The sequence below is a fragment of the Neisseria sp. HMSC061B04 genome, from assembly GCF_001836705.1.
Taxonomy (GTDB): domain Bacteria; phylum Pseudomonadota; class Gammaproteobacteria; order Burkholderiales; family Neisseriaceae; genus Neisseria.
Genome location: NZ_KV830175.1, coordinates 26453 through 38830 on the forward strand (window position 1 = coordinate 26453; position 12378 = coordinate 38830).

The window sequence follows — 12378 nt, forward strand, 5'->3', positions numbered from 1 at the left end:
TTAGTCTCTTACGCGTGATTGGTAGGTATAGACAACGTGATGTCCCGATGTGTTGAGGTTTTTTGAAGTATTTTCTTCTTCGACATCTTGCAACCATAAAACTTTCACGATGGTCGTGTCGCCTTTGCCATCGCATTTTGCGTTAAACCCATTTTCGTAAGTCGGCTCTGTACCGGAAGAATCTTTGCAGATAGCGAAACAGACGTCTTTAGATTCAGGAAGGGCTTTGGCTAAATCGTGTTGAAACTGGTCAATTTGGGCTTGTGCAAGTTTCTCTTTTGATATATTCAGTATATCTTTATCTTTAAACTCCGGTTCTTTGCTATTTATGCTATTTAGTTTACAGCTTCTTCGTTTGGTGTAATAAGCATCATAGGATTTTTTATAACGCGAGGTTTTTTCACCTGCAGTATCGGTTTCTGGAGAGAGCTTCGGATTAATGAGCATACCTTCAATCAGATTTTGCGTAATTTGGGCGACTGTAGTCTGATTTTCAGACTCACGAACGTTGGATACGGTACGTAGTTGGACAGCCAGAAGGGCGAGCACACCGATGGCAAGAACAAACATGGCAATCAAAACTTCAATCAGGGTCATGCCTGATTGAAGTTTTGGAGTAAAGCTTGTTGGGCTCGTTTTCAGACGGCCTTTAAATGATCTGAGATGAGTAGGATTAGTAATGTTCATAAGATACCGTTGTTATTATTTGGAAGTGTATTCGCATATTTTGCGCTCATCGTTTTTAGCACAGATTTCGACATGCCCATTGCCATTGACTAAAAGTACGGTAGCACGGGCTTTCTTGGTTTCAGCATCGGCGGCGGATTTATCCGTCAGGCTGATTTTGATGTAGCCGTCTGAAAATTGATAATTCTTGCCATCGGTTGAATGGCCAAATGTACCATTGGGCAGGAATCTCCACCAGACTTCGTTTGAAGCTGAGGTCGAGAGGGTGGAACGGTCATTGCCGATAGGGATATAGTTGAAGCTATATTCCACTTTGTCGGTATCCCCATTAAGGATAATGGAGCGGACGGATAAATCGACTGTATCGTTTTTATAGTTGGAATCTCCGTTTTTATCGGCGTAGGCCAACATACCATTACCGGCATATTTGGAATCGCAACCATTATTGGGCGAGCCATCGGATTTGATTTTGACCGGGCAGATGTAAACGGGAAGATTGAGACGGACGGCCTCATTTCGCGCGAAACGCAACAGGTTGGCAATTTGCTCTGCTTGCGATGCCGCACGTCTGGAGGCAATCCATTGATTCATATTAGGAAGTGCGATGACGGCCATTACTGCTGCAATAGTAATGACGATCAGCAACTCAATTAGGGTGAAGCCTTTTTGTGTCTGATACATGAGTGATTTTTGGGTAGTAATGTGTTGGGTAACTGACGTTTTCTCTTTTTGCATTTGCTTGTGGCAATGCTTTTGCTTTTATTGGATTTATTCTAAACGATTTTGGAATGCGTGACTAATAAAATATGAAATTCGGTTAGTTTTTCGGACAATCTGTCTCAATCTTCCATCAACATGGATTCTGGAACATAGGCAGCATTATCAAATTTGGTAAATTGGCCCATCCAAGTGAGGAATACTTTCCCGACGGGACCGTTACGGTGTTTGCCGATAATACATTCCGCCAAGCCTTTTGCGGGTGATTCTGAGTTGTAGTATTCATCACGATACATGAACATAATCAAGTCGGCATCCTGTTCGATGGCACCGGATTCACGCAAGTCGGACATCATCGGGCGTTTGTCGGTACGCTGTTCAACGGTACGGCTCAACTGCGACAGGGCAATGACGGGAACTTGCAACTCTTTAGCCAATGCTTTGAGGGAGCGGGAAATTTCACCAAGCTCGGAAGCGCGGTTGTCAGAACGGCCGGAGCCTGACATTAATTGCAAGTAGTCGATGACGATTAAGCCCAATTTGCCGTTGAACTGGCGCGCAAGACGACGGGCGCGGGCACGCAGTTCGAGCGCGGTCAAACCCGGAGTTTCATCGATATACATGGGCGCATCGGAAAGTTTAACGACCGCTTCGTTCAGACGGCCCCAGTGTTCGTCTTGCAATCTGCCGGTTTTTAAAACGCTTTGATCCAAACGTCCGACTGAACCCAGCATACGCATAACCAGCTGCGCACCGCCCATCTCCATCGAGAATACGGCGACAGGCAGCTTGCCCTCTACGGCAACGTGTTCGGCAATATTGATCGAAAAGGCGGTTTTACCCATAGACGGACGGCCTGCGACGATGATCAAATCGCCCGGTTGAAGGCCTGATGTTTTTTTGTCGAGGTCGATAAAACCAGTTGATATGCCGGTTACTTCGTCAGGATTGTCGCGCGAATAAAGCATATCGATGCGCTCGACCACTTCTTTCAGCAGGTCGGGCATCTCAAGAAAGCCTTGTTTGGATTTGGCGGTACTTTCGGCAATTTGGAATACTTTGTTTTCTGCCTCGTCCAAAAGCTGGCCTGCATCGCGCCCTTGCGGATTGTAGGCGCTGCGTGCAATTTCCGTGCCGACTTCGGCAAGCTGGCGCATGATGGAGCGTTCGCGCACGATTTCGGCGTAGCGACGGATATTGGCAGCGGATGGCGTGTTTTGCGCCAGCGTAATCAGATAGTTGAATCCGCCTGCCGCTTCCAATTCTTCATTGCGTTCCAAACTTTCTTGAACGGTAATGACGTCGGCAGGGCGGCTTTCGTTAATCAGATTGGCAATGGCACGAAAAATCAGGCGGTGTTCGTGGCGGTAGAAATCTTCGCCGGAAACGACATCGGCAATACGGTCCCAAGCAGAATTTTCCAGCATCAGGCCGCCCAAAACGGATTGCTCCGCTTCTGTGGAATGCGGCGGCAAGGATAATGCGCTGATTTCACGGTCTTCAGACGGCATGTCGGAATAATTGCTCATGACGGGCATCTCTGGCTGGAAAATTGTAATCCGCTATTATAACGCAGTGTAAGTTCAATTGGTTTGTTTAGGCTAAAGCAGGTAAAATAGCTATGTTGTCAATATGACGACGCACACTACCAAAATATAAATATCAACAATCAGGAGCACAAAAATGGAACATAAGCTGCCACAACTGCCTTATGAACTGGACGCATTGTCCCCACATCTGACCAAAGAAACTTTGGAGTTCCACTACGGCAAACACCATCAAACCTACATCACCAACTTGAACAATCAAATCAAAGGCACTGAGTTTGAAGAAATGCCTTTGGAAGAAATCGTGAAAAAATCTTCCGGCGGTATGTTCAACAATGCTGCCCAAACTTGGAACCATACTTTCTACTGGCTGGGCTTTACCCCTAAAGGCCAAGGCAAACCTGCCGGTGAATTGGCTGCGGCCATCGACGCCAAATGGGGCAGCTTCGAGAAATTCCAAGAAGCGTTCAATGCCTGCGCGGCCGGTACTTTCGGTTCCGGTTGGGCATGGTTGGTAAAAACGCCTGCCGGTGAATTGGATCTGGTTTCTACTTCCAATGCAGGTACTCCGCTGACTACTGAAAACACTCCGCTGTTGACTTGCGACGTATGGGAACACGCCTACTATATCGACTACCGCAACAGCCGTCCTAACTACCTGAAAGGTTTTTGGGAAATCGTTAACTGGGATGAAGTTGCCAAACGCTTTGCCGCATAAAACGATATGAATGAAAAGGCCGTCTGAAGAATTTTCAGACGGCCTTTTTGTCGATATTGGCGTGATGAAATAGTTTAGATGAATGTTTTTTCTGTTTGATGCGCAAAATTATCATGGAGCAGAAAAAAGGATAAACGGGAGATTATGCTAAAATATTGTCAACAATTTTTCGATTCCACATGATATGGAATCAGCGTTTGACACATATCACACAAGAGGATTTTATGAAATTTCTAGACCGTGAGGCGACCATTGCCAAACCCGGCTTTAATCGTTGGCTGGTACCGCCTGCCGCTTTGGCCGTGCATCTTGCCATCGGGCAGATATACGCTTATTCCGTGTTCAATGCGCCGCTGACCAAGCTTATCGGTATTACTGAGTCGGCTGCAGGAGATTGGAAGCTGACCACGGTTGGCTGGATTTTCAGTATTGCCTTGGCGATGTTGGGCGCGTCAGCAGCCATGTTCGGTACATGGATGGAGCGCGTTGGGCCGCGTAAAGCAATGTTTGTTGCTGCCTGCTGCTTTAGCTTGGGCTTTTTTGTGTCGGCGATCGGCGTCCATACGCACAATCTGTTTTTGCTTTATTTGGGTAACGGCGTGATTGGCGGGATTGGTTTGGGCTTGGGCTATATCGGGCCTGTATCGACACTGATGAAATGGTTTCCAGATAAACCGGGCATGGCGACAGGCTTGGCGATTATGGGTTTTGGCGGCGGCGCGATGTTGGCTTCGCCTTTGTCGGTATCGCTGATGAGTTTTTTCTCCAGTGAAACTTCGGTTGGCGTTGCGCAGACTTTTGTGGTTTTAGGGTTGTTTTATTTGGTGTTGATGATGTTCGGCGCGTTTACGATCCGTGTACCTGCCGATGGCTGGAAACCTAAAGGTTATGTTGCGCCGAAAAACAAAAGCAAATTGGTCAGCAGCAATCATGTCAATGTCTCACAAGCCATGAAAACGCCGCAATTCTGGCTCTTGTTTTGGGTGTTGTGCTTGAATGTGACGGCCGGTATTGGTGTGTTGGGACAGGCTTCCGTCATGATTCAGGAGCTGTTTTCCGAGGCATCTGTAGGAAAACAAGCGGCCATTGGTGCGGGCGCGGCGGCAGGTTTTGTGAGCCTGTTGAGCCTGTTTAATATGGGCGGCCGCTTTTTGTGGTCCAGCGTGTCCGATAAAATCGGCCGTAAAAACACTTATACCATTTTCTTCGTGCTCGGCTCGCTGTTGTATTTTGCCATTCCGTCTATTGGCGGGAGCGGTAACAAAGCTTTGTTTGTCATTGGTTTCTGCGTCATTATTTCCATGTATGGCGGCGGTTTCGCAGCGATTCCGGCGTATTTGAAGGATTTGTTCGGCACTTATCAAGTCGGCGCAATCCACGGCAGGATTTTGCTGGCATGGTCAACTGCGGCCGTTATTGGTCCGGTGTTGGTCAACTATATCCGCCAAAGCCAAATTGAAAGCGGCGTTCCGGCTGCCGAGGCTTATAGCATTACCATGTACATCATGGCGGGTTTGTTGATTGTCGGTTTGCTGTGTAACTTGAGTGTCCGCTCGGTTCATGAAAAGCATCACGAGAAAGACATTAAAGTAGCGGCCCATAGCCGTAATCCCGATGATGAAACCGCTGTATCCGATGCCTATCTGATTAGCAAAAAAGTCTCAGCGGGCGGTATCGGCGTATGGTGGCGCTGGGCTTTGGTCTGCATTCCTTTGGGCTACGGCGTCATTATGGTGTTTGTTAAAGCCTTAAGTTTGTTTAATTGATTGTTGAAAATGAAAGGCCGTCTGAAAGTTTCAGACGGCCTTTTTAAATGTTAAACAACTAATCTTTCGATACGCTGATGGTATGTTTAATGTGTTTTAAATTCGCAACGATGGTAAAAGTCATCATCACCAGTAAAGCCCATGAGCTCCATTTGCTGATGTGTACCGATGCCCACGCGCCGATTTGGTTGGGATAGCGCCAAACCCCGAATAAAGTTCCTAAATTTTCCGCCAGCCAAATGAAAAATCTAATCAGGACGAAAGCGAGCAGGAGCGGCATTTTGCGAGTGGTGTCATAGGGCGTGTACAAGACTGTCGTCCGGGCGTATAGGCCGAGAGCAAAAGCAGCAAGATACCAGCGATAGTCGCCGATGTAGTGATGGGTGAAAAAATTGATATAAATCGCCAGCGCGCACAAAGTGCCCAACCAATATGGCGGATGGCTTTTGATTTTGAGATCAAACAGCCTCCATGCTTGGATAATATAGCTACCGACCGCGGCATACATAAAGCCCGCAAACAGCGGTACGCCGCCGATTTTGGTATATGCTTCTTCCGGATAGCTCCAGGATTGGATACCGCCTGATGTCTTGAACCACTCTAAAGCAAAGCCGACCAAGTGAAACAGCGTAATCGATTTTACCTCGTCCCAAGTTTCCAGCTTGAAATACAGCATGGCTGCTTGTACGGAGACGGCAAAAATCAGCAGCAGGTCATAGCGCGAAATTCCCAACCAACCTGTTTTCGGAATAAGAAACATGGCAATGAAAAACAAGCCTGCAAATAAGCAGGCTCGTGCTTCTTTCAAACCGAAAAACCAGAATTCAACGATAAAGCGTCGCCAACCATGCAAATCCTTGTGTTTAGGATGCTCAGTCAGCCAAATATCCAGTTTGCCCAACATATTTTCAGACGGCCTCTTTAGCTTGATAATGTTTTAGGCAGACTGAATCGGAATGACACGGTTTTGCTTACGTTTTGCGCCACCTTCGCAGTAGTTGGTTTTGACATAATCTTCAACGATTTGCAAAAACTCGGCAGCGATATTGTCGCCTTTGAGGGTCACTTTGCGTTCGCCGTCTACATAAACCGGCGCAACCGGTGTTTCTCCAGTGCCTGGCAGACTGATACCGATATCGGCAAGCTTGCTTTCGCCCGGGCCATTGACTACGCAACCCATTACGGCAACGTTCAATGATTCAACGCCTGGATACTCAGTGCGCCAAATAGTCATTTTTTGACGTAAATAGTTTTGTACGTCTTGCGCCAATTCTTGGAATACGGTACTGGTGGTACGGCCACAGCCTGGGCAGGCTGTAACCATTGGTGTGAAGGAACGCAAGCCCATGGTTTGCAGGATTTCCTGACCGACAATGACTTCCTGAGTGCGTGAACTGCCGGGCTCGGGGGTTAGGGAGATTCGAATGGTGTCGCCGATGCCTTCTTGCAGCAATACAGCCAAGGCAGCGGTAGATGCCACAATACCTTTGCTGCCCATGCCGGCCTCGGTCAGACCGAGATGGAGCGGATAGCGGCAACGGCTGCCCAATTCGCGGTAAACCTGAATCAAGTCTTGTACGGCGCTGACCTTGCACGACAAAATGATTTTATCTTCAGGCAAGCCCAAAGCCACGGCTTTTTCTGCCGACTCCAGCGCCGAAACAATCAAAGCTTCTTTCATGATTTCTTCAGGCGGTTTTGGTGTGGCAGAGGCCAAGTTGGCATCCATCATGCGCTTGGCAAGGCTTTGATCAAGCGAACCCCAGTTCACACCGATGCGTACGGCTTTATTGTTTTCTGCCGCCGTACGAATCATAAAGGCAAATTTCTCATCACCTTTTGCGCCTTTGCCGACATTGCCCGGGTTGATGCGGTATTTAGACAGGGCTTTGCCGCACTCGGGAAATTCAGCCAATAAGCGTTCGCCATTGAAATGGAAGTCGCCGATCAGGGGCGTGGTGTAACCCATATCGTCTAAGCGGCTGCGGATTTCGGCGACTTTGGAAGCCGCTTCCGGAGTATTGACCGTGATGCGTACCATTTCCGAGCCGGCATCGCTCAACTCTTTGACCTGTCGGGCGGTTGCTTCTGCATCTGCGGTGTCGGTATTGGTCATAGATTGCACAACGACGGGCGCATCCGAACCGACAATGAGATGATCGATTTGTACTTGATGTGTCAGACGGCGTTTAGGTGTGGTCATTTTAGTTTTTTCCTGCAACAAAAGAGGCGGATTTTTCACCGGCAACACGGTGTTTTAAAGGTTCGATTGGTGTGCCGCCGTAATTGGCTTCCGAACCGGCTGCAATACCGATCCAAACATTATAAGGCGCGCCACCTCTCAGACGATGTTCGCTTCCGGCCGGAACAATGCGGCTGAATACTACTTTTCCATCTTTGTCTGTAATAATCAGATTGCTTCGGTATTGGACTTTAATCCACAGTTCGTCTTTCTCGACTTTGACGGCAGGTTTTTCTTCTACAACGGCAGAAGCTGCTGAAGCTGCTTGTTCATTGACGGCTTCAGGCTTATTGGTAATTTCTTTTTTACCGTCTTCGGTCATTTCGCTAACGGCAACATTATCCGTTTTCAAAGCAGGCGTTTTCATCGTATCGGCAACATCTTTGCTGTTTTGAATATTTGCCTGTTCGTTTTCATAGCTGGATTTACTTTGCCAAAAGTAAACACCGCCTATTGCTAAAGCCAATGCGGCTGCCCCCAATATCCATTTAGGGAAACCCTGTTTTTCAGCATCTTCATAGCTCAAGCCGCTGTTGGTGCTGCGTGTTACTGCATATACATGGTCTTCAAGTTGCGGAGTAATCGAGTGCAAATGTTTGGTGATGGTTTGTTCATCGATTTTGAGGAATCGTGCATATGAACGAAGATAGCCTGAGACGAAGACCAGACCCGGAAAATTTGAATATTCCCCTTTTTCCAAGGCATCAATTTGTTCGGCAGACAGTTTTAAACGTGAAGCAACATCTTCAATATCGATTTTGGCATCAGTTCTGTGCTTGCGTAATTCATCCCCCAGTGTTTTGGCGGCTTGTGTGTCGTAGTTGATTTTATCGTTATTTTCCATTTAGTGGCCTGTTGTAACAGTTTGTAGTTCGTCAGAATAAGGGAAGTTTGCCCTAAGTTGGGCTTCATATTCGTATGCAGCGTGTTTATTGCCCAAGGCAGTGGCCAAGCGCCAGCCTAAAAGCAAATCGTCAGCCTGCAGGACATCGACTTTGCTTTGGTATTGACGGAAATAATAGTCGGCATCGTTCAGATTGCCTGCCATCATTTTGGTTCGGGCAAGCTCTTTGAAAGCAGGGAAGAATTGTGGATTGGCTGCCAAAGACCTTTCCAAATAGGCTTGAGCCAAAGAGTATTGGCCTAACCTTGCGCTGCAAATGCCTTTATTCATATTGGCAATAAAGGGGCTTGGGTAGGTCGGGTCGGCCAGTGCTTTATCAAAATAAGCCATAGATTCGGCAGGTGCATTCATTTGATTGCATAAGAACCAACCGTAATTGTTGTTAACTTCCGCACTATCCGGTTTTAAAGACAATGCTTTAAGAAAGCTTTCCTGAGCTTTATCGCGGACTTTCAGATATTGATAAATTTCAGCGCGTACCAGCCAAGCAATATCGTTTTTTGAATTGAATTTAAGCGCCTCTTCGATACTTTCGGTAGCTTGGCGGTAGTTTTGGCCGCGCATATATTCCACGGCAAGCTGGGTTTTGATATTGGAAACCTGAATGGCACGTTCTTTGGGGCTTGGTCCGGAAGAGGAAGCGCAGGCAGAAAGAGTCAGTGCGGTAAGTAAAGCGAATCCGAACTTGATTTTCATAATTAACCTTATTGTTCGACCAAAATCTGTTGCCATTTTTGTTGGCGGCGTGTTTTATCTTGTACTTGTCCGGCCAATTGTCCGCAAGCGGCATCGATATCGTCGCCGCGGGTTTTGCGGACAGTAACGACAAAGCCGGCTTGTTGCAGAATATCGCGGAAGACACGGATATTTTCATTGGTAGAACGTTCGTAGCCGGAATTTGGGAAAGGATTGAACGGAATCAGATTGAATTTACATGGTACGTCTTTAACCAATTCAATCAATTCACGCGCATGTTGTGCTTTATCATTGATACCGTCGAGCATAACGTATTCAAAGGTAATAAAGTCGCGGGGGGCTTTGACCAGATAACGTTGACAAGCCGCCATCAATTCTTTGAGTGGGTATTTTTTGTTGAGTGGAACAATTTGATCGCGCACTTCATCGTTGGATGCGTGTAAAGATACGGCCAAAGCAACAGGCATTGCATCACGCAGTCTGTCCATTTGTGGAACCATGCCCGAAGTGGAAACAGTTACACGACGGCGGCTCAAGCCGTAGCCGTGATCATCCAACATAATGCTCAAAGCGGTAACAACATTGTCAAAGTTTGCCATGGGTTCGCCCATGCCCATCATCACCACGTTGGAGATAACGCGTTCATTTTTAGGGGTAACGCCCATGGCTTTATTGGCCCACCAAAGCTGGCCGATAATTTCTGCGGCAGTCAGATTGCGGTTGAAACCTTGTCGTCCGGTAGAGCAGAAGGTGCATTCCAATGCGCAACCTACCTGGGAAGAGATGCACAAAGTGCCGCGTTCGGCTTCGGGAATGAAGACGGTTTCTACACCATTGCCCGTGCCGACATCCAGCAACCATTTGCGTGTGCCATCCGTAGATTCTTGTGCCATCATTAATTTAGGCACTTCGATTGTGGCTTGTTCATTCAGCTTGGCGCGCAATGATTTGGCCAAGTCAGTCATTTCTTCAAAGTTTTGTGCACCGGCTTGATGCATCCAACGCATTACCTGCTTGGCGCGGAAAGGTTTTTCACCCATTTCGGCAAAGTGTTGCGTCAGTCCGTTTAAATCGTAATTCAGTAGATTGGTTTTCATGTATTTTTATGTTTCTCAATAAAGCTTTTAAAGTAAAGAGGCTTATCGGTCAGCTTTGCTTTAAAAGCCTTTAGGGGTTTCAGACGGCCTGTCATTTGCAGGGCATACAAAGCAGTTTTGCCGTCCGATATGGAATCGGACGGCCGTAAAGCGGCTACAGGCTTTTTGCTTTTATCGTGGGCAGATTTCGCTTTGGCTGAAAAAGTAGGCAATTTCAATCGCAGCGTTTTCCACGCTGTCAGAACCGTGTACAGCATTGACGCTGACAGATTCTGCAAAGTCGGCGCGGATTGTACCTGGAGCGGCATCAGCCGGATTGGTTGCGCCCATCAATTCACGATTTTTAGCAACGGCGTTTTCACCTTCCAATACTTGAATCATGACGGGATTGCGTGTCATGAATTTAACTAAGTCTTCGTAAAAAGGGCGGCCTTTATGTACGGCATAAAACTCTTTTGCTTCGCGCTCAGACAGCTGTTTCATTTTTGCCGCAATAATGCGCAGGCCGTTTTCTTCAAAGCGGCTGTAAATCTTGCCGATGACGTTTTTTTCTACCGCATCGGGTTTGATGATGGAAATCGTACGTTCGATGGCCATATTATGTCCTTGTTTTTATTGAAAGGTAAGTTGTCGTAACCCAAAGGCAAGGGGAGTGTATTTTACCAAATTTCGCCCTTTTTTGGGAAAGGCATTATTTGCTTAAAGTCAGGTGCGGTTGCTCCAAATAGACTTCGGACTGCATTTCGACCATACGGCTGGCTGTACGGGTAAATTCTTCGGCAAAATCGCCTTCAACATAAATATCGTTTACGCCAACGGCACTGGTGGCGCACAATTTCACGCGGAAGTCATATAAAACGTCAATCAACCATGTCAGACGGCGTGCTTCTGCTTTTTCTTGAGGGGTCAGGCGTTCCAATCCTGATAGAAAAACCATCTCGTAATGTTCGGCCAAATAAAGATAGTCGGCTTGTGATCGCGGGCCGAAACACAATGCACGGAAATCAAACCAGATGGCGCGTTCCGACTGGGCTTTATGAGGAATTTCCCGTCCATGAATAATGCTGATTCCCGGATTCAATTCAGAGATTCCGCTCATTTCTTTAAATAAAGCGGCCAGTTTTTGTTCGTTTTCTTCATTATTGGGTACAAAGAAAATTTCGGCAGGGCGTAATGTGCGCAATCGGTAATCTTCGCCGCCATCTACATTTAAAACGGTTAGGTTAGATTCGATAAGGGCGATGGTTGGCAGAAAGCTGCTGCGGTTTTGGCCTTGAGGATAGAGTTCTGATGGAGCGTAGTTGGAAGTGGCCACCAAAACAACACCTTCGCTCAGCAGGTTTTCCAATAGACGGCCTAAAATCATCGCATCGGCAATGTCGCTGACGTGAAATTCATCAAAGCATAATACGCGTGTTTCTTTGGCAATTTCTGCTGCAACGGCTTTTAAAGGATTTGCTTCGCTCTTTAAAGTTTTCAGCCGTTGATGAATTTCGGCCATAAAGGCATGGAAATGCACGCGGCGCTTACGGCGATAAGGGAGGCAGCCAAAAAAAGCGTCCATCAGGAAACTTTTACCGCGTCCTACGCCGCCATAAAAATAGAGTCCTTTAGGCACTTGAGGGGAACGCAGGCTGCGGCCGAGAAAACGGTTGCGTTTGCGTTTGAACATCATCAGCTCGGTCCACAAGCGATCCAAATACTCAATGGCTCGTGCTTGTGCTTCGTCACGGATGAAGTTGGGTTGTTCGGCGGCGGCCTGATACCAAGTCAATGGGCTGTGGTTTTCAAATGGCGGTGGCGTAAATAGTTGGTCTCTATTGCTCATGTATAACCTTTATTATGTTTTGCTGGCGATAGTCGAAACATCATCCGCAATAATATGGACAGTAGTCGGAATGATGTTCTCATTATGGAATAGTCGGTCTATTATAAATGATTTCAGACGGCCTGCGTTTTTTGCAAAGGCTTTGTTGTCAATATAGTTGGAAAAGTGTGCGATTA

Annotated in this window: 12 protein-coding genes; 2 read left to right on the forward strand and 10 right to left on the reverse strand. The window is 47.1% G+C overall.

All coding sequences use genetic code 11. From position 1 onward, the window contains the following. The 3 genes from pilV to dnaB form a co-directional block, all read right to left on the reverse strand. Positions 1 to 687 carry a type IV pilus modification protein PilV gene (gene pilV, locus HMPREF2661_RS01550; protein WP_199900470.1) on the reverse strand — a complete coding sequence of 229 codons (687 nt, stop codon included), beginning with the start codon at positions 685 to 687 and terminating at the stop codon, positions 1 to 3. 15 nt (positions 688 to 702) lie between these two features. Continuing rightward, positions 703 to 1368: a GspH/FimT family pseudopilin gene (locus tag HMPREF2661_RS01555; protein WP_070822193.1), complete on the reverse strand. Its 666-nt coding sequence runs from the start codon at positions 1366 to 1368 to the stop codon at positions 703 to 705. Positions 1369 to 1526: 158 nt separating this feature from the next. Continuing rightward, entirely contained in the window at positions 1527 to 2933 is a 1407-nt protein-coding gene (gene dnaB, locus HMPREF2661_RS01560) for a replicative DNA helicase (RefSeq protein ID WP_036490624.1), read from the reverse strand. Between the two features lie 154 nt (positions 2934 to 3087). Between dnaB and HMPREF2661_RS01565 the strand changes: the two genes are divergently transcribed. Both HMPREF2661_RS01565 and HMPREF2661_RS01570 read left to right on the forward strand, forming a co-directional pair. Continuing rightward, complete coding sequence (locus tag HMPREF2661_RS01565; protein ID WP_003683473.1) at positions 3088 to 3669, forward strand: superoxide dismutase; 582 nt, start codon at positions 3088 to 3090, stop codon at positions 3667 to 3669. Positions 3670 to 3893: 224 nt separating this feature from the next. Then, positions 3894 to 5435 carry an L-lactate MFS transporter gene (locus HMPREF2661_RS01570; protein ID WP_003747033.1) on the forward strand — a complete coding sequence of 514 codons (1542 nt, stop codon included), beginning with the start codon at positions 3894 to 3896 and terminating at the stop codon, positions 5433 to 5435. Positions 5436 to 5493: 58 nt separating this feature from the next. Here the strand turns inward: HMPREF2661_RS01570 and HMPREF2661_RS01575 are convergent, their stop codons facing one another. The 7 genes from HMPREF2661_RS01575 to zapE form a co-directional block, all read right to left on the reverse strand. Next, positions 5494 to 6339, reverse strand: coding sequence for a DUF817 domain-containing protein (locus tag HMPREF2661_RS01575; RefSeq protein ID WP_070822173.1), 846 nt, complete (start codon positions 6337 to 6339; stop codon positions 5494 to 5496). A gap of 33 nt (positions 6340 to 6372) precedes the next feature. After that, positions 6373 to 7638, reverse strand: a complete 1266-nt coding sequence (ispG, locus tag HMPREF2661_RS01580; protein ID WP_036493699.1) for a flavodoxin-dependent (E)-4-hydroxy-3-methylbut-2-enyl-diphosphate synthase — start codon at positions 7636 to 7638, stop codon at positions 6373 to 6375. A gap of 1 nt (position 7639) precedes the next feature. Next, positions 7640 to 8521 (reverse strand): helix-turn-helix domain-containing protein, encoded by an 882-nt coding sequence (locus tag HMPREF2661_RS01585; RefSeq protein WP_070822174.1) that lies wholly within the window; start codon positions 8519 to 8521, stop codon positions 7640 to 7642. Further along, a complete protein-coding gene (gene pilW, locus HMPREF2661_RS01590; protein WP_003683469.1) occupies positions 8522 to 9277 on the reverse strand; it encodes a type IV pilus biogenesis/stability protein PilW in 756 nt (251 codons plus the stop codon). An 8-nt stretch (positions 9278 to 9285) separates the two neighbouring features. Beyond that, complete coding sequence (gene rlmN, locus HMPREF2661_RS01595) at positions 9286 to 10374, reverse strand: dual-specificity RNA methyltransferase RlmN (RefSeq protein WP_003683577.1); 1089 nt, start codon at positions 10372 to 10374, stop codon at positions 9286 to 9288. Between the two features lie 171 nt (positions 10375 to 10545). Then, positions 10546 to 10971 carry a nucleoside-diphosphate kinase gene (gene ndk, locus HMPREF2661_RS01600; RefSeq protein ID WP_003747024.1) on the reverse strand — a complete coding sequence of 142 codons (426 nt, stop codon included), beginning with the start codon at positions 10969 to 10971 and terminating at the stop codon, positions 10546 to 10548. Positions 10972 to 11065: 94 nt separating this feature from the next. Continuing rightward, a complete protein-coding gene (gene zapE, locus HMPREF2661_RS01605) occupies positions 11066 to 12202 on the reverse strand; it encodes a cell division protein ZapE (protein WP_049322672.1) in 1137 nt (378 codons plus the stop codon). Positions 12203 to 12378 lie beyond the last annotated feature (176 nt).